The organism is Rhodococcus opacus (assembly GCF_012396235.1).
GTDB classification, from domain to species: Bacteria; Actinomycetota; Actinomycetes; order Mycobacteriales; family Mycobacteriaceae; genus Rhodococcus_F; species Rhodococcus_F opacus.
Map to the genome: position 1 here is coordinate 111,414 of NZ_JAAXPA010000022.1, position 25,494 is coordinate 136,907.

At 68.1% G+C, this 25,494-nt stretch carries 29 protein-coding genes; 17 read left to right on the forward strand and 12 right to left on the reverse strand.

The window, feature by feature from the left end; translation table 11 throughout:
- The first annotated feature begins 47 nt into the window (after positions 1–47).
- The 5 genes from HGB39_RS25950 (at position 48) to HGB39_RS25970 (ending at position 5,498) form a co-directional block, all read left to right on the forward strand.
- Positions 48–1,268 (forward strand): lipase family protein, encoded by a 1,221-nt coding sequence (locus tag HGB39_RS25950; RefSeq protein ID WP_005570621.1) that lies wholly within the window; start codon positions 48–50, stop codon positions 1,266–1,268.
- Positions 1,269–1,388: 120 nt separating this feature from the next.
- The gene (locus HGB39_RS25955) at positions 1,389–2,075 is read left to right on the forward strand and encodes an SDR family NAD(P)-dependent oxidoreductase (RefSeq protein ID WP_005255758.1); all 687 of its coding nucleotides are present in this window, start codon (positions 1,389–1,391) and stop codon (positions 2,073–2,075) included.
- Positions 2,076–2,149: 74 nt separating this feature from the next.
- On the forward strand, positions 2,150–4,507 hold the full coding sequence (locus HGB39_RS25960) for an ATP-binding protein (RefSeq protein ID WP_043791992.1): 2,358 nt from the start codon (positions 2,150–2,152) through the stop codon (positions 4,505–4,507).
- Between the two features lie 275 nt (positions 4,508–4,782).
- A complete protein-coding gene (locus tag HGB39_RS25965; protein WP_005570623.1) occupies positions 4,783–5,172 on the forward strand; it encodes a Zn-ribbon domain-containing OB-fold protein in 390 nt (129 codons plus the stop codon).
- A complete protein-coding gene (locus HGB39_RS25970) occupies positions 5,169–5,498 on the forward strand; it encodes a hypothetical protein (RefSeq protein ID WP_005570625.1) in 330 nt (109 codons plus the stop codon). The genes HGB39_RS25965 and HGB39_RS25970 overlap by 4 nt, the downstream gene beginning before the upstream one ends.
- Before the next feature lie 13 nt (positions 5,499–5,511).
- Here the strand turns inward: HGB39_RS25970 and HGB39_RS25975 are convergent, their stop codons facing one another.
- From HGB39_RS25975 to HGB39_RS25985, 3 genes are read right to left on the reverse strand one after another with little or no spacing between them, the layout of a single operon-like run.
- Positions 5,512–7,608: a xanthine dehydrogenase family protein molybdopterin-binding subunit gene (locus HGB39_RS25975; RefSeq protein ID WP_168442959.1), complete on the reverse strand. Its 2,097-nt coding sequence runs from the start codon at positions 7,606–7,608 to the stop codon at positions 5,512–5,514.
- Positions 7,605–8,597 (reverse strand): FAD binding domain-containing protein, encoded by a 993-nt coding sequence (locus tag HGB39_RS25980; protein WP_005570629.1) that lies wholly within the window; start codon positions 8,595–8,597, stop codon positions 7,605–7,607. The genes HGB39_RS25975 and HGB39_RS25980 overlap by 4 nt, the downstream gene beginning before the upstream one ends.
- Complete coding sequence (locus tag HGB39_RS25985; RefSeq protein ID WP_005255769.1) at positions 8,594–9,121, reverse strand: 2Fe-2S iron-sulfur cluster-binding protein; 528 nt, start codon at positions 9,119–9,121, stop codon at positions 8,594–8,596. Before HGB39_RS25985 ends, HGB39_RS25980 begins: the two co-directional genes overlap by 4 nt.
- A gap of 75 nt (positions 9,122–9,196) precedes the next feature.
- On the opposite strand from HGB39_RS25985, the gene HGB39_RS25990 reads away from it, so the two are divergent.
- The 5 genes from HGB39_RS25990 to HGB39_RS26010 are packed head-to-tail and all read left to right on the forward strand — an operon-like array spanning position 9,197 to position 13,186.
- Positions 9,197–10,114, forward strand: a complete 918-nt coding sequence (locus HGB39_RS25990) for an amidohydrolase family protein (protein ID WP_005570632.1) — start codon at positions 9,197–9,199, stop codon at positions 10,112–10,114.
- Between the two features lie 57 nt (positions 10,115–10,171).
- Complete coding sequence (locus HGB39_RS25995; protein WP_005570634.1) at positions 10,172–10,837, forward strand: glycosyltransferase family 2 protein; 666 nt, start codon at positions 10,172–10,174, stop codon at positions 10,835–10,837.
- Positions 10,834–11,799: an acyl-CoA dehydrogenase family protein gene (locus HGB39_RS26000; protein ID WP_064080453.1), complete on the forward strand. Its 966-nt coding sequence runs from the start codon at positions 10,834–10,836 to the stop codon at positions 11,797–11,799. Before HGB39_RS25995 ends, HGB39_RS26000 begins: the two co-directional genes overlap by 4 nt.
- Before the next feature lie 2 nt (positions 11,800–11,801).
- Positions 11,802–12,575, forward strand: coding sequence for a PIG-L deacetylase family protein (locus HGB39_RS26005; RefSeq protein WP_005575095.1), 774 nt, complete (start codon positions 11,802–11,804; stop codon positions 12,573–12,575).
- The gene (locus HGB39_RS26010; RefSeq protein ID WP_043794229.1) at positions 12,569–13,186 is read left to right on the forward strand and encodes a class I SAM-dependent DNA methyltransferase; all 618 of its coding nucleotides are present in this window, start codon (positions 12,569–12,571) and stop codon (positions 13,184–13,186) included. The genes HGB39_RS26005 and HGB39_RS26010 overlap by 7 nt, the downstream gene beginning before the upstream one ends.
- Positions 13,187–13,199: 13 nt before the next feature.
- On the opposite strand, the gene phoU is transcribed toward HGB39_RS26010, so the two are convergent.
- Together phoU and HGB39_RS26020 are read right to left on the reverse strand one after the other, a co-directional pair.
- On the reverse strand, positions 13,200–13,847 hold the full coding sequence (gene phoU / locus HGB39_RS26015; protein WP_005255784.1) for a phosphate signaling complex protein PhoU: 648 nt from the start codon (positions 13,845–13,847) through the stop codon (positions 13,200–13,202).
- Between the two features lie 38 nt (positions 13,848–13,885).
- Positions 13,886–14,155, reverse strand: coding sequence for a DUF4235 domain-containing protein (locus HGB39_RS26020; RefSeq protein ID WP_043794231.1), 270 nt, complete (start codon positions 14,153–14,155; stop codon positions 13,886–13,888).
- 133 nt (positions 14,156–14,288) lie between these two features.
- Between HGB39_RS26020 and HGB39_RS26025 the strand changes: the two genes are divergently transcribed.
- Complete coding sequence (locus HGB39_RS26025; RefSeq protein ID WP_043794228.1) at positions 14,289–15,611, forward strand: NAD(P)/FAD-dependent oxidoreductase; 1,323 nt, start codon at positions 14,289–14,291, stop codon at positions 15,609–15,611.
- A 42-nt stretch (positions 15,612–15,653) separates the two neighbouring features.
- Positions 15,654–15,881, forward strand: a complete 228-nt coding sequence (locus tag HGB39_RS26030; RefSeq protein ID WP_005575089.1) for a hypothetical protein — start codon at positions 15,654–15,656, stop codon at positions 15,879–15,881.
- Here the strand turns inward: HGB39_RS26030 and HGB39_RS26035 are convergent.
- Positions 15,878–16,567: an HAD family hydrolase gene (locus tag HGB39_RS26035; RefSeq protein WP_043794225.1), complete on the reverse strand. Its 690-nt coding sequence runs from the start codon at positions 16,565–16,567 to the stop codon at positions 15,878–15,880. The genes HGB39_RS26030 and HGB39_RS26035 overlap by 4 nt on opposite strands.
- A gap of 91 nt (positions 16,568–16,658) precedes the next feature.
- On the opposite strand from HGB39_RS26035, the gene HGB39_RS26040 reads away from it, so the two are divergent.
- Positions 16,659–17,123, forward strand: a complete 465-nt coding sequence (locus tag HGB39_RS26040; RefSeq protein ID WP_005255793.1) for an SRPBCC family protein — start codon at positions 16,659–16,661, stop codon at positions 17,121–17,123.
- A 4-nt stretch (positions 17,124–17,127) separates the two neighbouring features.
- The gene (locus tag HGB39_RS26045) at positions 17,128–18,747 is read left to right on the forward strand and encodes a phytoene desaturase family protein (protein WP_043794222.1); all 1,620 of its coding nucleotides are present in this window, start codon (positions 17,128–17,130) and stop codon (positions 18,745–18,747) included.
- A 12-nt stretch (positions 18,748–18,759) separates the two neighbouring features.
- On the opposite strand, the gene HGB39_RS26050 is transcribed toward HGB39_RS26045, so the two are convergent.
- Complete coding sequence (locus HGB39_RS26050) at positions 18,760–19,170, reverse strand: NYN domain-containing protein (protein ID WP_005575084.1); 411 nt, start codon at positions 19,168–19,170, stop codon at positions 18,760–18,762.
- 74 nt (positions 19,171–19,244) lie between these two features.
- Between HGB39_RS26050 and HGB39_RS26055 the strand changes: the two genes are divergently transcribed.
- Entirely contained in the window at positions 19,245–20,228 is a 984-nt protein-coding gene (locus tag HGB39_RS26055) for a magnesium transporter CorA family protein (RefSeq protein ID WP_043794220.1), read from the forward strand.
- A gap of 557 nt (positions 20,229–20,785) precedes the next feature.
- Here the strand turns inward: HGB39_RS26055 and HGB39_RS26060 are convergent.
- Entirely contained in the window at positions 20,786–21,931 is a 1,146-nt protein-coding gene (locus tag HGB39_RS26060; RefSeq protein ID WP_005575080.1) for an RNA polymerase sigma factor, read from the reverse strand.
- 2 nt (positions 21,932–21,933) lie between these two features.
- Positions 21,934–22,341 (reverse strand): YciI family protein, encoded by a 408-nt coding sequence (locus tag HGB39_RS26065; protein WP_005575079.1) that lies wholly within the window; start codon positions 22,339–22,341, stop codon positions 21,934–21,936.
- Between the two features lie 271 nt (positions 22,342–22,612).
- On the opposite strand from HGB39_RS26065, the gene HGB39_RS26070 reads away from it, so the two are divergent.
- Together HGB39_RS26070 and HGB39_RS26075 are read left to right on the forward strand one after the other, a co-directional pair.
- Entirely contained in the window at positions 22,613–22,837 is a 225-nt protein-coding gene (locus HGB39_RS26070; protein ID WP_005575077.1) for a hypothetical protein, read from the forward strand.
- Between the two features lie 72 nt (positions 22,838–22,909).
- Positions 22,910–23,059: a hypothetical protein gene (locus HGB39_RS26075; RefSeq protein ID WP_155756038.1), complete on the forward strand. Its 150-nt coding sequence runs from the start codon at positions 22,910–22,912 to the stop codon at positions 23,057–23,059.
- Between the two features lie 15 nt (positions 23,060–23,074).
- Here HGB39_RS26075 and HGB39_RS26080 read toward each other — a convergent pair whose 3' ends face one another.
- From HGB39_RS26080 to HGB39_RS26090, 3 genes are all read right to left on the reverse strand, one after another.
- On the reverse strand, positions 23,075–23,755 hold the full coding sequence (locus tag HGB39_RS26080) for an HhH-GDP family DNA glycosylase (protein ID WP_005575075.1): 681 nt from the start codon (positions 23,753–23,755) through the stop codon (positions 23,075–23,077).
- Positions 23,756–23,766: 11 nt separating this feature from the next.
- The gene (locus HGB39_RS26085; RefSeq protein WP_005575073.1) at positions 23,767–24,216 is read right to left on the reverse strand and encodes an STAS domain-containing protein; all 450 of its coding nucleotides are present in this window, start codon (positions 24,214–24,216) and stop codon (positions 23,767–23,769) included.
- A gap of 244 nt (positions 24,217–24,460) precedes the next feature.
- Positions 24,461–25,186 (reverse strand): GAF and ANTAR domain-containing protein, encoded by a 726-nt coding sequence (locus HGB39_RS26090; RefSeq protein ID WP_052024113.1) that lies wholly within the window; start codon positions 25,184–25,186, stop codon positions 24,461–24,463.
- Positions 25,187–25,494 lie beyond the last annotated feature (308 nt).

Sequence of the window (25,494 nt, forward strand, 5' to 3'; positions counted from 1 at the left end):
CCTGCGAACTCGGTAACAATCGATCTCTAGGCAAACTAGGAGGCGGCATGAAGCGCGCACGTATCACGAGCCTCACCGCGGGTGCGTTATGTGCCGCGTTCGTCGCCTGCACCACCGTCGCGAACGTCGGAGTCGCGGCCGCCGTGCCGATCTATCCCGCATCCGACCCCGACCCCTTCTACCTGCAGTCGCAGGGGCTGGCCGCTGCAGCGGTCGGGGAGCCCCTCGCGGTCCGTCCGATGCCGCCGCTGCTCGCCTTCCCCGACACCGACGTCTGGCAGGTGAAGTACCGCACCACCAACTCGGAAGACCACCCGATCTCGTCGGTCACCACCGTGCTGGTACCCCGCACCCGGCCGGTGAACGGGCCGCTGCTGTCGTATCAGCACATCATCAACGCGCTCGGACCGCGGTGCGCGCCGTCGCGGACCCTGTACTCGAACGACCCCGACCTCCAGATCAAGGAGGCGCCGGCACTGAACCTCGCACTGCAGCGCGGCTGGACGGTCGCGCTTCCCGACCACCTCGGCCCGAACAGTGCCTACGGTGCCGCGAAACTCGGCGGAACCATCACCCTGGACGGCATCCGCGCGGTTCAGCGGGTGCCCGAACTCGGTGTGGCGGAGAGCCCGGTCGCGCTCGCCGGATACTCCGGCGGCGGCATGGCGTCGGCGTGGGCCGCGGCGCTCGCACCCACGTACGCGCCGGAACTGAACATCGTCGGTGTCGCCGAGGGCGGTGTGCCCATGAACATCGGCAAGATGGCCAACGGACTCGGCATGCAACCGCATCCGGCATTCGGTCTCGCGATGGCGGCGGCACTCGGACTCGAGCGTGAGTACCCGGACCGCCTGCCGATCAGCGAGCAACTCAACGATCGTGGCCTGGCGATGCGCGACGAGATGGTCAACGCGTGCACCAACGGCATTCTGGCGGCCGGCGCCGGTCGCAGCGCGACGGAGGTCGCCAAGACCACCGACCTCATGAGCAGCCCGCAGGCCTGGGAGGTGCTGAACGAGAACAGCGTCGAGCTGTACCCGGGTGTTCCGACCGCGCCGATCTTCGAATGGCACAGCCCGACAGACGTACTCATCCCGGTCGACTCGATCGAGGCGACCGTCGCGCGTTACTGCGCCGCCGGCGCCAAGGTGCAATCCGATCTGTTCCCGAGCCCCGACCACCTGACCACCGCCGTGCTGGGCCTGCCGACCGCCCTGGACTACCTCGACGCCCGGTTCCGGGGCGACCCGGCGCCGTCCAACTGCTGATTGGTGCGGCGGCGATCAGCGACGGGTTGCGGGTGCGGCTCGTCGCCGGATTGTGTTCTGCCCGTACACAGTCCGAAAGTTGAGCGTTTGAGCAGATCTACCAGGGGGTATTCCGAACTCATGCACCCCAGCACACGCACCGCAGTCGTGACCGGATCGGACTCGCCGATGGGCCGAGCGGTCGCACTGGCGCTCGCGGACGACGGGTTCCACATCGGCCTCGCCTACGCCGCGGACCGGGACAGCGCCGAGTCCACCGCCGCCGACATCCGGTCCAGATCGGTGAACGCGGCCGTGCAGCGCATGGATCTGGCCGACCTGCCCGACTCCGCGGCCGCCGTCGACGAGTTCGCCCGGGAACTGGGCGGAATCGGCGTTCTTGTCAGCTGCCCCGGCAGCACCGCCGTCGAGTGCATTCAACGCGCCGTGCGTTACATGATCGCGAGCGGTGAGGGCGGCCGGATCGTCAACATCACCCCCTCGTCGTCCGGGCTCGGCGGACTCACCGGCCTGCTCGCCGCCGAACTGGCGCGATACTCGATCACCGTCAACTCGGTCGTGGTGCCCGCAGTCGAACCGGACTTCGCATCGCCCGGCCCCGACGACCGGGAAGTCGCCGCCGTCGCGTCGTACCTGACCGCGCCGGCCGCAATGTTCGTCACCGGGGCCGCCTACGTGGTCGACGGCGCCCGGATCGCCATGATCCCGCACAGCCTGACCGAGGCCGCCACTCGCCGGCCGGCCCGCCGCGCCAACCGCATCCGGTCCTACACCGGTCGCTGGGCGCCCACCCGCTGGACGAGGTGATCCGGTTCGCAGGGCCCCGAGACCGCGGACCCGCAGCCGAAAGCGTCGTTGCCGCCGCGCACCGGGAGTACCGTGTGCGCAGGGGACTGCGAGTCGAGAGTGACGGTGTGATGCCGGCGGCAGTGAAGGGCACAGTGGGAAACCTGCCCCACGAACTGACGAGTTTCGTCGGCCGTCGCCGTGAGGTGACCGAGGCGCGACGTCTGCTGTCCGTGTCACGTCTGGTGACACTCGCCGGGATCGGCGGTGTCGGGAAGACCCGGCTGGCGTTGCGCGTGGCCGCCGATGCGAGCCGCGCATTCGAGGACGGCGTGTGGCTGGTCGAGCTGGGGGAGCTGGACGACGACACGACACTCGTCGACGCCGTGTCGGCGGCACTGCGACTGCGCGAGCAGCGCTCCGGGAACCCGGAGGTGCTGCTGACCGAGTACCTCGCGACCCGGCAACTGCTGCTGGTGCTCGACAACTGCGAGCACGTGGTCGCCGCGGCCGCCGCGTTGTCGGAGACGTTATTGCGGAGCTGCCCGGAGTTACGGATCCTCGCGACGAGCCGCGAACCGCTGGCCATCGGCGGCGAGGCGGTACTGCGGGTGCCGCCGCTGACAGTGCCCGAACCCGAACGCTCGTCCCTGCAGGGGCTGCCGCAGTACGAGGCGGTGACGTTGTTCGTCGAGCGGGCGGCCACCGCGGTGCCGGAGTTCGAACTCACCGAGGACAATCATGTGGCGGTGGCCCGGATCTGCCGCCGGCTGGACGGATTGCCGTTGGCGATCGAGCTGGCGGCGGTGCGGCTGCGGGTGATGTCGGCGGAACAAATCCTGCAGCGGCTGACCGACCGCTACCGGCTGCTGACGGTCGGATCGCGGGGCGCGCCGAGCCGGCAGCAGACCCTGCGGCTGTGCGTCGACTGGAGTCACGAGCTGTGCACCGAGGAGGAACGCGAGCTGTGGGCGAGGCTGTCGGTGTTCGCCGGCGGCTTCGAACTGGACGCGGTGGAGGGAATCTGCGCCGGCGACCTGCCGGTGGAGAACGTCCTCGACGTGGTGGCGTCGTTGATCGACAAATCGATCCTGATCCGCGAGGAGTCGGGGCCGGCGGTGCGGTACCACCTGCTCGAGACGGTGCGTGACTACGGCCGTGAGAAATTGCAGGAGACCGGGGAGTACGTGTCGCTGCGCCGGCGGCACCGCGACTGGTACGAGCAGCTGGTGGTGCAGTGCGAGGCCGAGTGGATCGGACCCCGGCAGGTGATGTGGATCAGCCGGCTCGACGCGGAGACGCTGAACGTGCGGGCGGCCCTCCATTTCAGCCTGACCGAGCCGGGGGAGGCCCAGACGGGGCTGCGGATCGCCGCCGCCCTGTACCCGTACTGGCGCGCCCGCGGACTGCTCCGTGAGGGTCGCCGTTGGCTCGGACAGCTGCTGGGACGGCACCCGGGCGGCGCGAGCCGGGAACGGATCGAGGCGCTGTACGTCGACAGCGTGCTCGCGGGCATGCACGGCGACCGCGAGGCCGCGAAAGCACTGGTCGACGAGGGCGCCGTCCTCGCCGACAGGAACGGTGACATGCTGATGCGTGCCCTGGTGGTCCACGCCGCCGGGTGCTGCGCCATGTTCGCCGGGGACCTCCCGCGCGCACGGGCATGCTTCGAAGATGCGCTCGCCGAATTCCGCGACAAGGGCAACCTGCTCCAGTTGACGTGGGGACTGCTCGGGTTGGCGCTGGTGAGCGGCATGCAGGGCGACGGGGCAGTGGCGAAGATGTGCGGATCCGAGATCTTCGCCCTGACCGAGGCCCACGGCGAGTCCGTGTACCGGGGCTGGTCGCTGTGGGCGGCGGGAATGGCTGCGTGGCAACGCGGACACCTCGCCCTCGCCGACGACTACGTGAAGCAGGGACTGCGGCTGTCCCATCTGGTCGACGACCGGATCAGCGCGTGCGGGGCACTCGAGGTGCTCGCCTGGGTCGCCGTGGGTGCCGGCCGGGCCCAGCAGGCCGCCGAACTGATGGGCGCCGCGGAGGCGGTCGCGCAGACCGTCGGCAACCCCAGCACCGTCTACCCCAACCTGCTCGTCCACCACGCGGAATGCGAGCAGCAGGCCCGCGCCGTGATCGGGGACCGCGCGTTCGACGCCGCCTTCGACCACGGTATGCACACGTCGTTCGACGATGCGGTCGCGTACGCGCTCGACGAGCAGCGACCGGAGGCGGTGTCGGCGTCGAACGGGGCGACGCACCTGACCCGACGCGAATGGCAGGTCGCGGAACTGGTCGCCGACGGGCTCACCAACAAGGCGATCGCGGCCCGGTTGGTGATCTCCCAGCGCACGGCGCAGGGGCATGTCGAGCACATTCTCGCGAAACTGGGTTTCAACTCGCGCACCCAGATCGCGGCGTGGATCGTCGAACACGCACAGGACCCGCGCCCCTGACCGGGCACCTGCACGGGACGAAATAGGTATGTCCCCGGGTCGTTCAGCCGCTGTACTTCGCCGCCGCGGACGGGATGCTCGTACGCGTCCCCCCAATCCGGCTCCAGACCGAGGCCCCCGATGTCCACTGATCCCCGAACACACCGAAAGCCCGACCCCCAACTTCCACGGCCCCCGATTCTCCGTCGGGCGCACACCGACCGGTGTCTTGTGTGGATCGGGGGAAACCGAATGGCAGACGACGTGGTGGGGCAGGAACTCACGGGGGTGACGGCGTGACCACGGACGGCATGACCCGCTGGCAGGGACTCGCCCAGAAATGCGAGCTGATGATCCAACGCTGCCTCAACTGCACGACCCTGCTCGCGCCGTTGATGGCCACCTGCTCCGCTTGTCAGGGGTCGAACCTCGAGCGTGTCCCGTCGTGTGGCGTCGGATCGATCGTGTCCTCGAAGGTGGTTCACCGTGAGGTGAACGAGGCGGACCGTGGTCTCGTCCCGTGCACGATCGCGATCGTCGAACTCGACGAGGGTCCGTGGGTCTACACCTGGATCGACGGCGACGTCCCGGCACCGTCCGACTGTCCGGTTCGCGTCGAGTTCCGCCCCGCGTCGAGGGCGGAACAATTGCCGGTGTTCGCGGTCCGCTCCGCCGGTCAGCGGTGATCGGCGTGGCGACACAGACCGCGGACGAACCGGAGGAAGCGTTCGGCACCGAGTGGCTGCGCCTGGCGCTTCGCCGGTGCGATCTGCTCGCGCAGATGCACTCGGTGAGCTCGGATGCCCGGTGGATGATCAGCTTCGCGATCCAGTGGGCACCGTTCGGTGGTGCCAGCGCGGCGGAACTGCTGGAGCGATTCGGTGTCAGCCGCCGACGCTTCATGGAACTCGTGCTCGAGGGACTCGCACCGAAATCCACCGATGTCCAGAAGATCCGTGCGATGAAAAGTCACCTGCGCACGTCCCTCGCGCAGGCGTGGGACGTGCGCTAGCTGCCCCGGTGGATCACCCGGGCAGCAGATCGTCCAGGTGGATCGGCACCTTCCGGACCCGGACGCCGGTGGCGTGACGAACAGCGTTCGCCACCGCGGCCGCGGCCCCGACGATGCCGATCTCGCCGGCGCCCTTCGATCCCATCGGGTTGGCGTGCTCGTCGACGTCGTCGAGGCACACCGCGTCGAGGTACCTGATGTCGGCGTGCGTGCTGACGTGATAGGAGGCAAGGTCCTGGGTCACGACGTGACCGAATCGGGGGTCGTTCACACTGCTCTCGTGCAAGGCCATCGAGATGCCCATGGTCATCCCGCCGAGGAGTTGCGACCGAACCGTGCGGGTGTTGATCACTCGGCCGATCGCGAACACCCCGAGCATGCGTTCGACGCGGATCTCGCAGGTGTCCCGGTGGACGTGCGCCTCCACGAAGTGGGCACCGAACGAGTGGAGCGCGAACTTGTCGGCGTCGGGGTTGTCGGGCGTCCCCGCACTCGTCGCCGCGCCCGGGGCGGGTGACGTGCCGTACTGGTCCCGGAACGCCCGGGCCGCCGCGACGATCGCACTGCCCCAGGAACTGGTACCCGTGGAGCCGCCTGCGACGGTCGCCGACGGAAGATTCGTGTCGCCGATCTGCAGGACGATTGCGTCGAGGGGACAGCCCAGAGCGTCGGCAGCGATTTGCGTGAGCGCGGTCCATGCGCCGGTGCCGATGTCGACCGACCCGATCTGCACGGTGTACGTGCCGTCGGATTCGTACACGATCCGGGCAACCGATCCCGGTGACGTGTTGGCGGGATACGTTGCGGACGCGACGCCCATCCCCACCTGCCACTCGGAGTCCGACCCGGCCCGCGCCGTCGCGTCGCGGTCCGCCCACCCGAAGCGCCGGGCGCCCTCCCGCAGGCAGTCGGTGAGGCGCCGACCCGACCAGGGGCGGCCCGTACTCGGGTAGACGTCGGGTTCGTTGCGGATCCGCAGTTCGATCGGGTCGAGTCCGCAGGCCTCGGCCAGTTCGTCCATCGCCACCTCGGCCGCGAACATGCCCGGGGTCTCGCCGGGCGCACGCATCCAGGAGGGGGCGGGCACGTCGAGGGACGCGAGACGGTGGGTGGTGTACCGGGTGCCCGCGGAGTACATCAGCCGCGACGGGACTGCCGCCTGTTCGGCGAATTCCTTGATCTTCGCGGACTGCACGATCGCCTCGTGGGAGAGCGCGGTCAGCCGTCCGTCCGCATCCGCCCCGAGCCGGATGTGCTGCACCGTCGGGGTGCGATACGCGGAGAGGGCGAACATCTGCTGCCGGGTGAGCGCGAACTTCACCGGCCGGCCGTCCACCCGCTGCGCCGCCAGCACCACGAGCACGTCGTGCGCGTGCGGCAGTCCCTTGGAGCCGAAGCCGCCGCCGACGTACGGGGCGATCACCCGCATCTGCTCGACTTCGAGTCCGAACATCGGTGCCAGCGTCTGCCGCACGGAGTGGACGCCCTGCGTCGAATCGTGCAGCGTCAGAACCGGTCCGCTGCCGCCCGGGGTCCATCGGGCGATGGCGGCGTGCGGTTCCATCGGATTGTTGTGTTCCATCGCGGTGGAGTACACCTGATCGACCGTGACCGCGGCGGCGGCGAGTGCCGCGTCGACGTCGCCGTCCTCGGTGTCGGTCGGGAACCCCGCGTTCACGTCTTCGGGGGCGTACAGGTCGTCCCGGCCGGAATGGAAGTCGGTGTCGTGGGATTCCACGTCGTAGTCGACACGCACGAGGCTCGCGCCGTGCCGGGCGACCTCCGGTGTCTCCGCGACCACCGCACCCACGAACTGGCCGCGGAAGTGAACCTCGGGGTCCTGCAGGATCGCGAGTTCCCCGTCCGAGGTGTCCGCGAGGCGGGGCGCGTCGAACACCGTCAGGACCGCGAGCACCCCGTCCAGGGCTTCCGCGTCGGCCGTGTGCATCGCCCTGACCCGGCCGCGTCCGATCGTCGACAGGATCGGATGCAGATACGTCGGCTGCTCCACGGGGTACTCGAACGCATACAACGCCGAACCGGTCACCTTGTCGTGGGCGTCCAGCCGCTCGGCGGAGGTTCCGATCACCTTCGGATCGACGAGGGTCATCGGCGCGCCTCCTCGGTGAGTGATCGAAGTACCGACACGAGCACCCGCCGGGTCAGTTCGACCTTGAATTCGTTTCCCGGAAGTGGTTGTGCCGCCGCGAGTTCCGCGCCAGCGGCCTCGGTGAACGTGTCCTCCGTCGGCTGCGATTCGACGAGGACCTCCTCGGCGAGCGTGGCGCGCCAGGGCCGGTGTGCGACCCCGCCGAGCGCGACCCGTGCCGACGTGATCGACGCATCCTCGATCGTCAGCTCGGCGGCCACCGACACCAGCGCGAACGCGAAGGAGGCACGGTCGCGCACCTTCCGATACGCGGACCGGTTTCCGGCGGGCGGCGGGGGCAGCTCCACGGCGGTCACGAGGTCGCCGTGCGCGAGGACGGTGTCGTGCTCGGGCCGGTCCCCGGGAAGCCGGTAGAACTCGCTCAACGGGATTCGCCGTTCACCGTCGGCACTGCGCACCACCACGACACCGTCGAGCGCCGCCATCGCGACGGCCATGTCGGACGGGTGCACAGCGACGCAGTGCTCCGACGCGCCGAGAATGGCGTGGTAGCGCACGTAACCGCCGATCGCGGAACATCCGGTGCCGGGCTCCCGCTTGTTACACGGCGTCGAGACGTCCTGGAAGTACACGCACCGGGTCCGCTGAAGCAGGTTTCCCGCCGTGGTCGCGACATTGCGCAGCTGTCCCGACGCACCGGAGAGGAGCGCGCGCGACAGCATCGGGTACCGGGCGCGGACGACGTCTTGCGCGGCGAGATCGCTGTTGCGGACGGCCGCCCCGATCCGGAGCCCGCCGTCCGGAAGTTCGGCGACGTCGTCGAGGGGAAGACGGCTCACATCGACGAGGAGATGCGGGTGCGCCACCCCGAGCTTCATGTGGTCGACGAGGTTGGTGCCGCCGGCGAGGAACGAGGCCCGCGGGTCACCCGTGACCGTGGCGACGGCACTGTCGACGTCGGTGGCCCGCTCGTAATCGAAGGGAATCACGCCTCCGCCGCCTGCCTGATCGCCGCGAGGATGTTCGGGTACGCGCCGCACCGGCAGAGGTTTCCGTTCATCCGCTCCCGTATCTCGTCGTCGGTGAGTTCGGGCGGAGCGGTCAGGTTCTCGGTGACGGCGCTCGGGTGCAGGGCCAGGAACTCGTCGAACATCCCGATCGCCGAACAAATCTGACCGGGCGTGCAGTAACCACACTGCAGTCCGTCCTGTTCGACGAACGCCTGCTGAACGGAATGCAGCACCTCTCCGTCGGCCAGTCCGTGCGCGGTGACGACGCGGTCCCCGTCGTGGGCGACGGCGAACGTGAGGCAGGACGTGGCCCGTCTGCCGTCGAGGAGGACGGTGCACGAGCCGCACTGGCCGTGGTCGCAGCCCTTCTTGGGCGCGGTCACCCCGAGGTGATCGCGAAGCGCGTCGAGCAGCGTCGTGCGGGTGTCGACTTCGAGTGTCCGTTCCTCACCGTCCACGGTGAGGGTGATCTTCCGGTAGCGGGGGCTGTCCGCGACATTCATGGCGGGAGGTTACCCGCGGGCACAGATCCCGAATCAGAGTCGGCTCCCGCGGGGATTGCTGGTATATCGGACCACATGGCCTCTGCTCAGTGGATCGACACGCACGTGCATCTGGTGGACTTCCTGCAACATCCCGCCGCCGTGCACGAATTAAGAGACACCCTGGTCGACGCCGGTGCGCAGCGCGCCGTGGTGTTCGGTCTCCCGCTGAAGAAGAAGTGGTCGACGGCCGAGCCGGTGCGGCCGGACTACTACCTCGACGACAACGCGCCGTGTCATTACCACTCGCTGACCGACGCCATCGTCCTCGACCTGCTACCCGAACTCGAATCCGACGGCCGGTTGACGGTGGCGCCGCTCGTCTGTGGTTTCGATCCCACCGATCGCCTCGCGGTCGATCATCTCGAATTCGTGTGGAATCGCACCGATCGCTGGGCCGGTGTCGGTGAGGTCATGTTCCGGCATGACGACCTCACGAATCTCACTCTCGGTGAGGTGCCCTCACCCGACCACGTGGCGATGGACGAGGTTCTCGCGTTCTGCGCCGAGAAGCAGGTGCCGATCTCGCTCCACCACGATTCCGCCTCGATGGGAATGCCGGGCAGGCACGAGTACATCGGCGCACTCGAGCGAGCCCTCGAACGGCATCGGTCGACCTCCGTCGTCTGGTGCCACGCGGGGGTGTCGCGCCGCGTCGACCCCAGCGGTCAGTTGGGCCTGGTCCGCGAACTACTGGGTCGGCACCCGAACTTGACCGTCGAACTGTCGTGGGTGCTGCTGGATCGAATCGTCGACGGCTCCGACGTCGCCGCCGACTGGGTGGAAGTGATCACCCGGCATCGCGACCGATTCGTCGTCGGCACGGACACCGTGGGCAGGGCGGAGACGGTGAAGACCCGGGGACGTCAAATCCGTACGTTGCTGGGTGCGCTACCCGTCCCGGTCGCGCACCAGGTTGCCGTCGTCAACGCCGAACGGTTGTGGTTCCCCTGACGACGGACTGGGTACTTGCTGAACCCGGAAACAGTGAGTGATCAGGAGGGGGACGTCATGCGCGTCGAGCACATCACGGTGGTCGTGCCCGCCCACGACGAAGAAGCGCTGCTACCGCATTGTCTGGAGGGGTTGCGTGCCGCCGCGCGGGAGGTGTCCGTGCCGGTCACGACGGTGGTGGTGCTCGACGGATGTACCGACGGCAGCGAAGCCGTCGTCCGTGAAGCGGACGTCGACGTCGTGGTCCTGGGTGCGCGGAACGTCGGCGCGGCCCGTCGTGCGGGTTTCGACTGGGTCGCCCCACGCTCACACGAATGGTTCGCCACGACGGACGCGGACTCGCAGGTCCCCGCCCACTGGCTCTCGTCCCACCTGCAGCACGCGAGTCGTGGGGCGCAGTTGGTGGCGGGCACGGTGGCGGTCACCGACTGGTCGGGCTGGCCCGACCACGTCCGGTCGCGGTACGGCAGCGCCTACCGGTCCGGCGCCGCCCATGGGCACGTGCACGGCGCGTCCCTCGGATTCTCCGCGGATCTGTATCGGGCGGTGGGAGGTTTTGCCGCACTGCCCGCGCACGAGGACGTGGATCTGGTGCAGCGGATGGTCGGGCGGGGAGCGAACGTGGTGTGGAGTATCGACGCCCCGGTGGAGACGTCGGCGCGAGTCGAGGCCCGAGCTCCGCAGGGGTTCGCCACGTACCTCGAGGGATTGCAGGACCGATGAGCGCCGACGTGACCCACGACAGCAGCCCCGCCGCCGCAGCAGTGCGGGCGATCATCCTTTCGGGGGACGCGGAACTGCCGCTGCCGGGCGGCGGCTCGACCGCAGCCCGATGGGCGCGGCTGACGCAGTGGTGCCGCCACGACCTCTCGGTCGGCCGGCTCCTCGAGGCGCACGCAGACGCGGACGCGATCCTCGCCGAACTCGACGGGACCCGCGCCGGCCGGAACGAGTTCTGGGGTGTGTGGGCCAGCGAGCCACCGCACCCCGTGCTGGACGCCTCCCACGACGCGGCCGGGTGGCGCCTGCGGGGGACGAAGGCATGGTGCTCCGGGGCGTCGATGTGCACGCATGCCCTGGTCACGGCACGAGTCGACGGGCAACCCCGGCTGTTCGCCGTCGACCTGCGGGAATCGGGTGTCACGGCGGGCCACGGAGGCTGGCGAAATTCGGGCATGGCGGCGACCGACACCGAATCGGTGACGTTCGACGGCGTTCCCGCGCGACCGGTCGGCGCTGCGGACGAGTACCTCGACCGTCCCGGGTTCTGGCACGGCGGCATCGGGGTGGCGGCGTGCTGGTTCGGGGGCGCGCTCGCCGTCGCCGAACCGCTGCGGGTGCGGGCCCGGAGCGGCCGCGCGGACAGTCACCAGCTCGCGCACCTCGGCGCGATCGACGTCGCCGTCAGCGCGGCACGATGGGCATTCGAGTCCGCGGCCGGGGAGGTGGATGCGAGCCCCCTCGATCGGAGGTCCGCTCAGACGCGCGCGTTCCGGGTGCGGGCGCTGATCGAGCGGACCGCGAGCGACGTGATCGACCGCGTCGGCCGCGCGCTGGGTGCCGCGCCCCTCGCGACGGATGCCGGCCATGCCCGCAATGTCGCGGACCTCCTCGTGTACATCCGGCAATCCCACGCCGAGCGCGATCTCGCGACACTCGGCGCACTCGTCGCGGGGGAGGACTGACAGTGGACAACGGCACCAGATTCCGGGAGCTCCCGGTGGCCGCGCGCGGCACACCGGAGGACGAATGGCAGCCGTGGCTGGCGTCCACCCCCTTCCAGCCGGTACCACTCGCGGAGTGCGACCGGTTGGTCGTCGTCGCACCACATCCCGACGACGAGGTACTCGGTGTGGGCGCGCTGATGGCTACCGCCGCGGCCGCCGGTATTCCCGTCGTGGTGGTGGCGGTGACGGACGGTGCGGCGTCCCACCCCGACTCGCCGACGCTGACGCCCGACGCACTGGCCGCCGCACGGATCGCGGAATCGAACCAGGCGACAGCACTGCTGGGTGTCGGCGAACCACTACGACTCGGAATACCGGACGGCGGGGTGAGCGCGCACGAGCACGAACTCACCACCCGCCTCGTCGACGTGCTCACCGCGACCCCCGGAGAAGCGGAGAGGGTGTGGGTGCTCGCCACCTGGCGAGGCGACGGCCATCCCGATCACGAAGCCACCGGAAGAGCTGCGGCAGAAGCCTGTTCGATCACCGGTCACCGACTGATCGAGTATCCGGTCTGGATGTGGCACTGGGCGCGGCCGGCCGATCCGGCGGTGCCCTGGAACCGGATACGCGTCCTGACCCCGGCCGCGGAGATCCTGGAACGCAAACGCCGTGCCGTCGACGAATTCCGCACCCAGATTCTCCCGCTTTCCGAAGACCCGCGGGACGCCGCGATCCTCCCGCCGTGGGTGCTCGCGAGACTGATGCGGACAACGGAATGGGTGCTGTGGTGAGCGCGATGGATCCCGGCTACTTCGAAACGATGTACGCCGAATCGGCGGATCCGTGGGGCTTCGACGAACGATGGTACGAACGCCGCAAGTACGCGCTCACTCTCGCGGCCCTGCCCCGCCCGCACTATCGGCGGGCGTTCGAACCGGGGTGCTCGATCGGCGTGCTCACGGCGCACCTGGCGCGACGCTGCGACCGGGTCGTCGCAACCGACGTGGTACCGCGTGCGCTGGAGAGCGCACGGGACCGTCTGCGTCGCGAAGGACTGGCAGACCGGGTGGAACTCGGCCGGGCATCGCTGCTCGACCCGTGGCCACCCGGCAGCTTCGACCTCGTGGTGCTCAGTGAGGTGCTGTACTACCTGACGCCCGCCGACCTCACGACCACGCTGGGACGTGCCGTCGACGCCCTCGAAGAGGGTGGCACCCTCGTGGCGGTCCACTGGCAGCATTCGGTACCGGAGTATCCGCAGACCGGGCGCGCGGTGCACGAGACGGTCGCGGCGACCGACGGCCTCCACCGTGCCGGGGCGTACCGGGACGCGGACTTCCACCTCGACGTCTACACCCGGGGTCCGGTGCCGTCGGTGGCCGCGGCGGAAGGGTTGAGCTGACCCGGAGTCGCCCTCATTGTTCGGGCAGGCTCCCGGTCTCGAGGAAGATGACGCGCCTGCCGATCTCGACCGTGTGGTCGCAGAACCGCTCGTAGAAGCGGCCGAGCAGGGTGATGTCGACGGCCGACTGGACACCGTGCGGCCAGTCCTCGGCCTGGGTGATCGTGAACAGGCTCCGATGGAGATCGTCCATCGCCTCGTCCGCCGTCAGCAAGCCGCGTGCGCGCTCGGGATCGCGGTGCTGCAGCACCTGCTCGGTTTCCCTCGCCTGCGCGACGGCGACGGCGCCCATCTCGGTGAACACGTCCAGCACCTCGTCGGGAACGACGTGATCGGGATGCCGTCTACGGGCGATCTTCGCGATGTGCACAGCGAGACCGCCCATGCGGTGCAGATCCGCGGAAATGTGGAGGCCGCCGACCATGAATCGGAGGTCGTGCGCGACCGGTGCCTGCAGCGCCAGCAGGGCGAAGGCACGCTTCTCCCAGTGCGCCGCGGCATCGTCGAGCTCGCCGCTCACGTCGATGACGTGCTCGGCGAGCTCGAGGTCTGCCTGCAGCAGTGCGTCGCTCGCCTCCGACATCGCGGTAACGGACAGCCGGCACATTGAGGCGAGATCGCCGGACAGGCTGTCGAGGTTTTCCGCGAAACGAGTACGCATCGGCTCAGCCTAAGGGGTTCTATGACAACAGCCTCGATCTACCGGGGGTCGGCGTGCGCCACCTTCCGGTATCCCTGCGCGCCTGCGCGGTCCACCGCCGCCTTGACCAGGCCGAATACGGTGCCCTGCACGGCCGCCGCGATCAGCACCTCGCGGGTGCTGCGTGAGAGATCCTGGGGGTCGGGAGCCTCCGATTCGCCGGCGACACGCTTCCACACCTGACCGAAAACCGCACTGGCCGCGATTCCGCCGGCGACACTCGCGGCCAGCGCCAACGGTTTGTACATTGCCTTCGATACGGCACTCATCTTCCCGCCCTTCGCATTCGATCCCATCGATCGCTCTCGGTACGGCGAGTACCCGTATTCGCCGTCCTCACACCGCGGTGCAGCGACGCCGGCGATTGTTTCGTTCGAGCCCAGGGTGGGGACAGTGTTCTGTATGACCAACGAATCAGCTGGAGAGCCAACTCGCATCGTAGTGGTGGGAAGCGGCTTCGCCGGATTCGAATGCGCACGCGCTCTCGCGCGGCGCCTCCGGGGGACCGATGCCCGCATCGCCATTATCTCGCCACACGACTACATGCTGTACACCCCACTCCTGCCGGAGGTAGCGGGCGGAATCCTGGACGCTCGGTTCGTCACCGTTCCTCTGTCCGAGGCGCTGCCGCACGTCGAACTGGTGAAGGGCAGCGTCGATTCCGTCGACTTCGGAGCCCGCACCGTGCACGTGACCGATTGCGAGCAGGGCGTCGAGGACGTGGCCTGGGACCGGGTGGTAATCACCCCCGGATCGGTGACCCGCCTGTTCGACATTCCCGGGCTCGCCGAGCACGCGAGGGGGCTCGAGACGCCGGCCGAGGCGCTGTACTTCCGCGACCAGCTCCTCACCCAGATCGAACTCGCCGAGCGGGACACCGACCCTTCGGTCGCCGACGCCCGCCGGACGGTCGTCGTGGTGGGTGCGTCCTACGCGGGCACGGAACTCACCGCACAACTGCGCGCCCTCGCCGACGAAGCGGCCGCGCGGCGTAACCTCGACCCCGCGAAGATCCGTTTCCTGCTGCTCGACGCCGCCGACACGGTGATGCCGGAGGTGGGGGAGAAGCTGGGCGGCAAGGTGCTGGACGTGCTGCGTTCCCGCGGCATCGACGTGCGCCTGGAAACCACCCTCACAGAACTCGGACCCGAACATGTCACGCTCGACGACGGCACCGTGATCCCGACCCGCACCGTCGCCTGGGTGACGGGAGTGACCGCCAGCCCCCTCATCGACACGCTCGGGTTACCCACCGAGAATGGGTGGTTGACGGTGCGCCCCGACCTCTCGGTGGACGGGCATCCCGACGTCTTCGCGGGCGGCGACGCCGCGGCTGTTCCCGACCCGAAGAACAGCGGATCGGTCACCCCTCCCACCGCCCAGCACGCCGTGCGGCAAGGACAGGCCCTGGCCCGCAACGTCGCGGCAAGCCTGGGCGTCGGCGACCCGAAACCGTACAGCCATCGCGACATGGGTCTCGTCGTGGATCTCGGCCCGGGGTTCGCCGTCGCGAACCCCCTCGGCATTCAGCTGTCGGGGTTCCTCGCGAAGGTGGTCACGCGCGCCTACCACCTCTACGCGATGCCGAACGCGGCCAACCGCTGGGCGGTCGCTCTTGCCTACCTCACCGATCTGCTCTTCCCCCGCCCACTCGTGTCGATCGGGCTGGTCACCGATTCGGAATCGCGGTTCGCAGCCGGTGAGGGCGTAGGGGCACAGTCGTGAAACCACGGCGTTTTCGGCACGACGCAACGAAAGGAACAGGTGATGACTGAGAGCAAGAAGGAATTCGTCGCACTTCGCCTCGACGAGGTGATCCACGAATGGGAGGCGAACGCGCCTGCCGGAGGTTCGGGATCCGGGGGATCGGAGGGGCCGTTGGTCACAGCGCAGCGCCATCGCGCCGAGATAGACACCGCGACCGACGAGCGTGTCGACGAGATCGCTGACGCGTATCCCGAGATCGCGCAGGCGTGGTCGTCCCGCGGAGCCTAGGACCCCAACAGCCTCGCGAGCGGACTGGACTCGAGGTGGTCCAGTAGGTCCTGTGCATCCTCGAACACCGCCTCCGCGCCGGCCTCTGTCAATTCGGCGCGGGAAATTCCGCCGCTGAGGAGACCGACAAAGGTGACCCCGGCGCGGGACGCCGCTTTGCCGTCCCACACCGCGTCACCCACCATCACCGCAGTGTCCGAGGACGTGGACGAGCGGTCCATCGCTGCGCGAACCACTCCGGGATCCGGTTTGGCGGAATCGACGTCCTCGGACGACGTGGTGTGCGCGATGTACGAGTCGACCGACAGGACCTCCCGCAACACGTCCAGCTCCTCCTCGGGAGCGGAGGTGGCGAGGACGACCTGCACACCACGCCCGTGCAGTTCGCGGATCAGTTCCCGGGCGCCGGCGAGCGGCCGCATGCTGTCCCGCGCGCCGAGGTAATACGTCTTGTGGAGGTCCTTCGCGCGGTCCCCGAGCGTGTCCGCGTCGTCGCCGAGTAGCGATTCCAGGAGAAGCGACGAATCCAGTCCGATCGCGCGATGCACCCGCCACGCGTCGACGTCGTGCCCGACCTCCCGGAACGCTTGCTGCCACGCTCGCACGTGCAGATAGTTGGAGTCGACCAGCGTGCCGTCGACGTCGAACAGCGCTGCTCTCACGGCGGTAGAGGATTCCGAAGACATAGGCTCGAGCAAACCACAGTGCCCGGTGCGTGGCGACCATTGCGTAGCTCACGTTTTCGATCCGGGGAACGTGGGTAAGCGCTGGGAGTCCATGAGGTACTCGTTCGAGGGAGTGGTCGTCATCGAAGCACACTGCGACACGTCGGCTTCGGCTTCGGACGTGTGGTCCGTTCTCGCCAACGGATGGCTGTACCCGTCCTGGGTGGTCGGGGCGTCACGCATGCGTGCCGTCTCCGCCGACTGGCCCGCCGTCGGAAGCCGTTTGCATCACTCGGTCGGTGCCTGGCCCGCGTTGATCGACGACTCCACCGAGGTCCTGTTCGCCGAAGAGAATCGTGAACTGCGGCTGCTGGCCCAGGTGACGCCCACGAAGGCCGTTGTGCGACTGCGACTGGAGCCGCGTGGATCCGGCTGCCACCTCCAGATGTCCGAGGCCGCAGCCTCCGTACCGCTGAAGTGGGTTCCGCGGACGGCGCAGGACCTCGCGGTCCTCCCCCGAAATCTGGAGTGCCTGCGCCGGCTCTCGTTCCTCGCCGAGCGAAACACGAAACCCTGACGCCGTGACAGTGCGGACAGTCGACGCCGTCGTCATCGGAGCCGGGCCCAACGGTCTCGCCGCGACGGCCACCCTGGCGGAGGCCGGCTGGGATGTCGTCCTCCTCGAACAGCAACCGGAACCGGGTGGCGCCGTCAGGTCGGCCGAACTCTTCCCGGGTTTCCGCACCGACCTGTTCAGTGCGTTCTATCCGCTGGCGGCGGTGTCGCCGGCGATCCGGCACCTCGACCTCGAGGGTGTGGGTCTGCAATGGAGTCAGGCGCCCGCTGCGGTCGGGCACCCCAGGCACCCGGACGACGACGATGCCCCGCTGATCCACCGGGACCCCACTGACACAGCGGCCGACCTCGAGCGCAGGCAACCGGGGGACGGACAGGCGTGGCTCCGGCTCTTCGAGCAGTGGAAGGACGTCAAGGAACCGTTCCTCGACACCCTGTTCAGCCCGTTTCCCCCCGTCCGCGGACCACGACGACTGCTGTCGCAGCTCGGCACCGCGGAAGCACTCCGGCTCGTGCGTTTCCTCATGCTGCCCGCACGCCGGATGACGCACGAGCTGTTCGACGGGGAATCCGCCCGGGTGTTGTTGCTGGGCAACGCAATGCACGCCGACACACCGGTCGACGCACCCGGAAGCGGAGTCATGGGATATCTCCTGACCATGCTCGCGCAGGACGACGGGTACGTCGTCCCGGTCGGCGGGGCCGGCGCACTCTCCGCCGCGATGGCGGAACGAGGGAGACGGAACGGCGCAGAAATTCGTTGCGGCGAGGAGGTGACGTCGATCGAGGTCACCGGGGGAGTGGCGACAGAGGTTCGGACTGCGGGCGGCGACCGCTATCTGACCAGACGCGCGGTGCTCGCGGATGTCTCCGCGCCCGCACTGTACGGACGGTTGCTGGATTCCTCCGTGGTGCCGGCGGGCGTCCGAGCCGACCTGGAGAAGTTCGAATGGGATACCCCCGTCGTCAAGGTGAACTACGCACTCGACCGCAAGATTCCGTGGCGCTCGCGGAGCCTCGAATCCGCCGGAACCGTGCATCTGGGCGCCGACGACAACGGACTGGTCCGGTGGATGGCCGACCTGACCACAGGCGTGATCCCGACCCACCCGTTCCTGCTGTTCGGTCAGATGACGACATCCGACCCCAGCCGTTCGCCCGAGGGAACCGAAAGCGCCTGGGCCTACACCCATCTGCCGCGGGGAATCACGGACGACGAGTCGGCGGAGTTGCTCGCGCACCGGGTGGACGCGATGCTCGAATCGCACGCGCCGGGATTCGCCGAGCGGGTGGTCGGGCGCAACGTGCAGCGTCCGGGCGACCTCGAGGCGAGCAACGCGAACCTGCACGGCGGCGCCGTCAACGGCGGCACCGCCCAGCTGTACCAGCAGCTCGTCTTCCGCCCGACCCCCGGTTCGTCCGGGCCCGACACGTCGATCGGCCGGCTGTACCTGGCCAGCTCGGCCACCCACCCGGGCGGCGGTGTCCACGGTATGTGTGGGTACAACGCGGCCCGTGCCGCGCTGGCCGACCACGGACGGTGGGGGTTGGTGCGGAGGAAGGTCCGCGGCCGCATCCTCGACCTCGTGGTCACCGACGGTAAGCGGTCCGCGCACCACCGCTGAGGGGCGGGACCGCTAGGAGTCGATACGGTCCAGGAGCCAGCGCGGACCGAACGTGTGGGCCCCGAGCGCCTCGACTCGGTTGCGGAGTCCCTGGTCTGCGGTGACGACGATGATCGGCCGGTCGCCGTCCGCCTCGGCGGCTGCGGCCACCACGTCGACGATCGCGTCGTCGCCCGAACTGTCCGCCGATACCACCCGCAGGCCCTCGAATTCCGCGCTCGTCGCTCCGGTGACGGCGGCCTTCGCCGCGCCCTCGAGGACGACCACCACCTCGGCGGGCTGATCCAGGCGCTGTTCGAAGGTGGCGAGCTCGGCGAGTAATCGTCGGGCCGCGCCGGCACGATCACGCCACCAACCGTCGGGTCGCGAGCCGACGACGTTCGCAGCGTCCACCACAACCAGCACAGTCCTGTCGTCAGCCATGGCCTCAGTCTCCTCTCGTCTCTGCTCGCAGTGCTATGACAGAGGTGACGGTCCGTCGTGGCGAGGAGGCCGATATGGATATCCGCTTCATCTCCCGTGACGGTGTGCGTTCGTGTGCGGTGACGGAACTGAGGGAGTTGCTCGACCGCCCCGACGGGTTGGTCTGGGTGGATGTCCCGACCTGGGACGATCAGGCGGACGACGCATTGACCACGGTTTTCGGCTTTCACCCTCTCGCCGTGCGGGATTCGATGAACCGCAATCAGGTGCCGAAGGTGCATAGATATGTGGACCACTTCTTCGTGGTTCTGCACGCGCCGCAGTCAGGAGCGCACGGACACGTACATTACGTCGAACTGGACCAGTTCATCGGCAGCCGGTACCTGGTGACGGTGCACGGCCCGGTAAATCCTGCGATCGATCCCTCGACCGCAATGGTCGAGGTGAATACGGTACTGGGCCGGCTGGAGTCGGGGAAGTTGCAGCCGGTCACCGGGTTCGAATTGTCGTTCGCGTTGCTCGCCGCGTTGACGGCTCGGATGCGGGCGTACACCGCCGAGTTGACCAAGGACGTGTGGAAGCTCGAGCAACAGGTGACCGGCGGGCACCTCGGTAACCCGGAAACCTTTCTCGACGAGATGTTCCGGGTGCGACACGGTCTGCTCACGGTCGGGACCATGGCCGCGTTGAGCCGAGAGGTCTACGGCCGAATGGTCACCATCGAGGCGTTCGGCACCGGCAAGGGGCAGGATCTCCTGCTCGATGCGGTCGACCAGTTCCAGCATCTGACCGTGATGGCCAAGGGCCAGAAGGACTACCTCCAGGGCACGATCGAGTTCTACCAGGCACGCACGAACACCAAGATGACCATCGCCGCCGAGCGACTCGCCGTCATCGCGGCCGTCACGTTGCCGATCACTGCCTTGTCCTCGATCATCGGCATGAATGTGATCGTGAACGAACGGACACAATGGCTCTCGGTCGCCGCGATCGTGCTCGTGATGCTCGCCATGTCCGGGGCACTCCTCGTCTGGGCGAAGCGCAAAGGCTGGTTCTGAAGTCCGTCCATCGGGGGAGTGGGGGACTCGGCGGCAGGGTAGTACGTGGGATCCCCACCGTGTGTGTCGTCTCTGCATGATCGTCGGCAACACCGCATCAGGCCCCTCGGAATCCAACACATCTGACTCGGAATCGGACGGAACGCGTTGATTACCCGAATTCTGGCGTGGCTATTTCACGGAGCCGGGGTAGTGGCACTACCACTGACAACTCCCGACCTCATTCATCCCGTTCCCATTGCTCGGACCCTGGGGATTGTCCCGATGCCGGAGCGGGGGAGAGGGCCTGCCAGGGCGGCCGAGCGGTCACGGGGGAGTGGAACACATCGGCCGACACTCAGGCACTCAGGGGACAACTGGATCGCGAATCGCGCAACCGCTGGTCATTGCCGCTCAATCTTCATCCCTCACGAGGATATGATTCGGCCCGTGACGGAACGCCATGGTTTACAGAATACCTCCGTAGTTGCGTCAGCAGGAACCAACCGTCCTCACCACAACAACCAACGTCCCTCTCCTCAACCAATCACCTCAGCAACCGACACATACGACGCGGTTCAACTGCGCAGCTGCGTGTTGAGCCGCGCGGCCTGTCGTGTGAGGTGGTCGCGTTCGGGGAGGTTGGGCGCCGACCGGGCAGCTTCGGCGTAGAGCCGCGCTGCGGTCGCAGGGTCACCGTCGCGCTCGTGTAGGTACGCTGCGGCCGCGGAGTACCGGGGAAGGGTGGGGTCGAGCCCCGCAAGGGCAGCCAGGCCTGCTCTCGGGCCGTCCGCCTCGCCGACCGCGACGGCGCGGTTGAGGCGGGCCACCGGGCTGTCGGTGAGGCGGACCAGTTCGTCGTACCACTCGACGATCTGCACCCAGTCGGTCTCCTCGGCCTTCTGGGCGTCGGCGTGGAGCGCAGCGATGGCAGCTTGGGCCTGGAACTCGCCCAGTCGGTCGCGGGCGAGGGCTGTCTGGAGCACGTCGACGCCCTCGGCGATCAGGCGGGTGTTCCACAGGCTGCGGTCCTGCTCGGCGAGGGGCACGAGGCTGCCGTCGGTGCGGGTCCGTGCCGGACGCCGGGCGTGGTGGAGCAGCATGAGCGCGAGCAGGCCCGCGACCTCCTCATGGATGGTCATGGCCGCCAGTTGGCGGGTGAGCCGGATCGCCTCGACGGCGAGATCGACGTCCCCGGAATAGCCCTCGTTGAAGACCAGGTAGAGCACGCGCAGCACCGTGGCGACGTCGCCGTGCTGGTCGAACCGGACGCTCGAGACGGTCCGCTTGGCCCTGCTGATCCGCTGGGCCATGGTCGACTCGGGCACGAGGTAGGCCTGCGCGATCTGACGTGTGGTCAGGCCACCGACGGCGCGCAGCGTGAGCGCGACGGCCGAGGCCGGTGTCAGGGACGGGTGCGCGCACAGGAAATACAGCTGGAGCGTGTCGTCCACCGCCTCGCCCGGGCCGGGTACGGGCTCTGCCTCCACGAGCACCTCGCGGTTTCGGCGGGAGCTGTCGGCGCGGGTGGCGTCGAGGAACTTGCGCCAGGCCACGGTGACCAGCCAGCCCTTGGGGTCTCGCGGCGGGTTATCCGGCCACGCGCGCACGGCTTCGATCAGGGCGTCCTGCACGGCGTCCTCGGCCGCCGCGAAGTCGGCTCCGCGCCGGACGAGGACGCCGATCACGGTGGGGGTGAGGGTCCGCAGAAGTGCGTCGTCCACCGTCACTCCGTGATGGTCGGGGGCTCAGTCAGGAACGGGCGCACCTCGAGCCATTCGTGGATCGGCTTCCCACCCGCCCCCGGGGCCGCGGACAACTCGCCGGCCAGTTCGAGCGCCCGCTCGCGGGTCTCGACGTCGATCACCATCCAGCCGGCGATCAGGTCCTTGGTCTCCGCGAACGGGCCGTCGGTGACCGGCGGTCGCCCCTCACCGTCGTAGCGGACGAACGTGCCCTCCGCGGAGAGCGCCTGACTGTCGACGAACTCGCCGGTGCCCTCGAGCCGGGCGGCGAAGTCGTTCATGTACTGCACGTGGGCCGAGATTTCCTCCGGCGTCCATTGGTCCATGGGCACGTCGTTGATCGATGCGGGCGCGCCACGGTAGTGCTTGAGCAGTAGGTACTTGGCCATCATGTTCTCCTTGGTGCGGTGCGGCCCATTCTGGCCGTGTTCACTCCGGGGACGAAGCGACGCGCGGGTTCTCGACATCCCTGCACGGATTCTTTTCGATCGTCGCGATCCGTGACGGGCGGTCAGCTGCTCCACCGTTCGGCGATGATCCCCTCCGGCCTGCGCATGGTGTAGATGGCACCGACTGGCGCGAGGGCATGTTGTGATGTACAACATACTCGTAAGTTTGTGACTCGAGTCACTCAGCTGCTACAACGGGGTACGCCAACTCATGACCCGCACCACGGTGCACCAGGACGATCAGCGCACGACGTCGCCGCCCACTGTCGAGGAGCTGCGACGCCGCCACACGCTGCGTCCGACCGTGTACATCGCCTCTGTCTCGGCGGCAACCGCAACCGCGCCCGCAGTCGTCGTGACGGGATCCGTGCTCGTCGCCGTCGCCACCTCCGTGTCAATGCTCGCCGCCGTAGTACTCGCCGCGCTCCTGATCTAACCGTCCGCCTCGCGGGCGCACCCTTCGACCACCACGCGGCACTCGCCGGCGCAGAAGACAGAAAGCACTCACATGAACACCTTCACCACGCCCACCTCCGCTCGCAATCGCGGCTTCGCCCCCTCTCGTGGCTCGATGAGCACGATGGAGATCAAGAACCGCATCGAAGCAATGTTCCGCGAGGACGACGAGCGCGAGTCGAAGGCGATCAGAGCGGAGTAGTACCGGCGCCGGTTCTCAGCACGTATTGCCGCGCACATCCTCCCGAAGTTGCGTGTCGAGAGAGACCCGCACCAGGGCGGCCGCCAGTTCCGCCACTCGACCCTCCGGGGCAAGGGCGGACAGTGCGTCGGGATCGTCCGGCAGTCCCAGCTCGCGCGCAGACTTGCTCGCTCGCGTGTCGAAGTAGGGCCGCACCCACGGCCACACGTCCTGAACTTCCCGGAGAAAGATGTCGGCGCCCACCGGGCCGATTCCATCGAACTCCGTCAGTAACCGAACTGCTCCGGAGATCTCCTGATCGCAGGCTCGGGCCAGCCGGCGCAGGTCGCCGCCATACTCGTCGTCGACTCGAACTGCGGCGGCGTGCAGACGGGTAGCCGTGCTCTCGTCATAGCGCACGTAACCCGCTCTGCCGAGTGCAGAGATGATGGTGCGACGGTCCGCCGTGCGTACCGCGCGTGGGCTGCGCAAGCCCGCTCGGAACAGTTCCCGGGCCGCCGCGACAGCGATCTCCGAGGAGATCCGCGTGCTCAGCAGCAAAGACAGTGTCAGCAGTTGGAAGAGCGGCGTCGGGGTGTCCTTCAAGGTCACGTGCGACGCGGACGCGTACGTCGGGCCGGCGTTGTCGAGAAGTGCACGCGCGGTCTCCGCGACGCTTGCCTCCTGACGCCCACGAGTGGGCTGCTTCCCGGACATGTCGACTCCGATCAGCTGTGTGCGATTTTCTCCACCCTCTCGAAGGCGTCGCGAACCGTGCGGCACGTGGGGATCATCGCGTCGAGGCCAATGGCCTCGACAGGTCGGAGCACCGCTCGATTGCCCGCCAGCACCCATGCAATGTGCTGCCGCCTAGCAGATTCCGCAAACTCGGACAGGATCGACAATCCCGAGGTTCCGACGAAGTCGACTGCAGTCATGTCGACGATGATGCGTGAACGGGAGCCCCCGTCGGTCAGGTGCGCGAGAGCGAGCGCGAAGGCAGGAGCGGCGAGCACATCGATGTCGCCAGAGATTCGTCCCACCGTGGCGTCGGCGTCCGGCGCGAACTCGACGGCCATCCGCAATCCACGGTCACGGTTGAGCGCATCCCGTGTGACGTGGCCGGTCGGCTTTGCGGTCAGGGGAGTGACCCGGAACGACGTGCGTGATGGTTTCATGACCCTCCGATCGCGTGCACTCAGTTGGTGTCCGCGCGCCGAATGGAGCGCAGCGGCACCAAGACCGCAGTGGGAGTGCACACAATATTTGTCCACCGCGCACTGCTGCGGCCTCCGGACAATCTGCGGCTGTGTTCTCAACCACGCGCGATCAACACTACGTCTCCACCAGATCGGCATCAACCGATTGCCAACGCGCTCTAACGGAGGCAGGTGGGGGTCCCGCTCGTGAGCCGAGGACGTGTCAGTCGAACTTCGAATTGTGATGCGCGATGACTTCCCGTGCGACACCCGTGAGCTTGATGTTCATGTCCTGCGACGTCTTGCGAAGCAAGTCGAAGGCTCTACCCTCGGAGATGTCGTGGAAGGCCATCAACAATCCGATCGCTTTTCCGATCTCGCGGTTGCTGGCCAGGCCCTCACGCAGGGTCTGCGCTTCCTGGTGTTCGTGGAGCGCTGTCAGCGTCACCGCCGCGAACGCCGTGATCAGAATCGCCTGATCAATCGATTCGTCGGTGAATTCTCCTGGTTTGTCCGAGAACAAATTGAGTGCGCCGACCTTGCGGCCGCGGATCATCAGCCGGAACCCGGCAGCGCCCCGGACCGGGGTTTCGGCAGTTGCCCGACGGGCAAGGCGTGGCCACTGGGTCGAACGGGCCAGCTCGGCTTCGACCTGCGGTGCATCGTTCTCGATCGCATCGAGGCAGGGCCCTTCCTGCTCGGCTCGCTCGAGGGCGTCGACCCGGGCCGCGATGTCGTCGCTCGCGGCCACGGTGACGTGGCGATCGTTCTCCTTCAGCATGAGGCTGGCGTGGTCACACCCGGGTACCAGGGTGGCGGCGGCATCGCAGATGGCCTGGTAGACCTGAGCGAACTCGTCGCCGTTGTACACCATCTCGGCCAGCTTCGCGAAGACGGCGCTGGGTCCATCGTCTCCGGTATGCGTCATCTCCGAAGGATCATTCGGCATCGTTCGCCTCCCGAAGTGCACCAACGCGGCGTGAACCGGCGCCGCAGTTCTCGCGACGTCTGGTCAATTCTGCCAGAACGGTAACGACCCCTGGTGGGCCGAGGGTGGCCGGCATCGCGTGCGGTGAGGTCTTCCGTCCGAGTATTGCCACGCGTGCGGCGACTCGCTAGACTCGAACATGCATGGCGCTCCTCGGGTTTATGTGGGCGCCATTTCTGCTGCTCAGGGTGGGTTGTGTTGTTGGCCGCACTGTTCGGCGTTTCACCGATGATATGAGGGACGCGCACGCGCAGCACCTCTAGGTTTCG

Coding starts and splice junctions, on each gene's coding strand:
- HGB39_RS25950 (WP_005570621.1), top strand. CDS start 48: ATGAAGCGCGCACGTATCACGAGCCTCACCGCGGGTGCGTTATGTGCC.
- HGB39_RS25955 (WP_005255758.1), top strand. CDS start 1,389: ATGCACCCCAGCACACGCACCGCAGTCGTGACCGGATCGGACTCGCCG.
- HGB39_RS25975 (WP_168442959.1), bottom strand. CDS start 7,608: ATGACCCTCGTCGATCCGAAGGTGATCGGAACCTCCGCCGAGCGGCTG.
- HGB39_RS25985 (WP_005255769.1), bottom strand. CDS start 9,121: ATGAATGTCGCGGACAGCCCCCGCTACCGGAAGATCACCCTCACCGTG.
- HGB39_RS25990 (WP_005570632.1), top strand. CDS start 9,197: ATGGCCTCTGCTCAGTGGATCGACACGCACGTGCATCTGGTGGACTTC.
- HGB39_RS25995 (WP_005570634.1), top strand. CDS start 10,172: ATGCGCGTCGAGCACATCACGGTGGTCGTGCCCGCCCACGACGAAGAA.
- HGB39_RS26000 (WP_064080453.1), top strand. CDS start 10,834: ATGAGCGCCGACGTGACCCACGACAGCAGCCCCGCCGCCGCAGCAGTG.
- phoU (WP_005255784.1), bottom strand. CDS start 13,847: ATGCGTACTCGTTTCGCGGAAAACCTCGACAGCCTGTCCGGCGATCTC.
- HGB39_RS26020 (WP_043794231.1), bottom strand. CDS start 14,155: ATGAGTGCCGTATCGAAGGCAATGTACAAACCGTTGGCGCTGGCCGCG.
- HGB39_RS26025 (WP_043794228.1), top strand. CDS start 14,289: ATGACCAACGAATCAGCTGGAGAGCCAACTCGCATCGTAGTGGTGGGA.
- HGB39_RS26030 (WP_005575089.1), top strand. CDS start 15,654: ATGACTGAGAGCAAGAAGGAATTCGTCGCACTTCGCCTCGACGAGGTG.
- HGB39_RS26035 (WP_043794225.1), bottom strand. CDS start 16,567: ATGTCTTCGGAATCCTCTACCGCCGTGAGAGCAGCGCTGTTCGACGTC.
- HGB39_RS26040 (WP_005255793.1), top strand. CDS start 16,659: ATGAGGTACTCGTTCGAGGGAGTGGTCGTCATCGAAGCACACTGCGAC.
- HGB39_RS26050 (WP_005575084.1), bottom strand. CDS start 19,170: ATGGCTGACGACAGGACTGTGCTGGTTGTGGTGGACGCTGCGAACGTC.
- HGB39_RS26055 (WP_043794220.1), top strand. CDS start 19,245: ATGGATATCCGCTTCATCTCCCGTGACGGTGTGCGTTCGTGTGCGGTG.
- HGB39_RS26065 (WP_005575079.1), bottom strand. CDS start 22,341: ATGGCCAAGTACCTACTGCTCAAGCACTACCGTGGCGCGCCCGCATCG.
- HGB39_RS26070 (WP_005575077.1), top strand. CDS start 22,613: ATGACCCGCACCACGGTGCACCAGGACGATCAGCGCACGACGTCGCCG.
- HGB39_RS26075 (WP_155756038.1), top strand. CDS start 22,910: ATGAACACCTTCACCACGCCCACCTCCGCTCGCAATCGCGGCTTCGCC.
- HGB39_RS26080 (WP_005575075.1), bottom strand. CDS start 23,755: ATGTCCGGGAAGCAGCCCACTCGTGGGCGTCAGGAGGCAAGCGTCGCG.
- HGB39_RS26085 (WP_005575073.1), bottom strand. CDS start 24,216: ATGAAACCATCACGCACGTCGTTCCGGGTCACTCCCCTGACCGCAAAG.
- HGB39_RS26090 (WP_052024113.1), bottom strand. CDS start 25,186: ATGCCGAATGATCCTTCGGAGATGACGCATACCGGAGACGATGGACCC.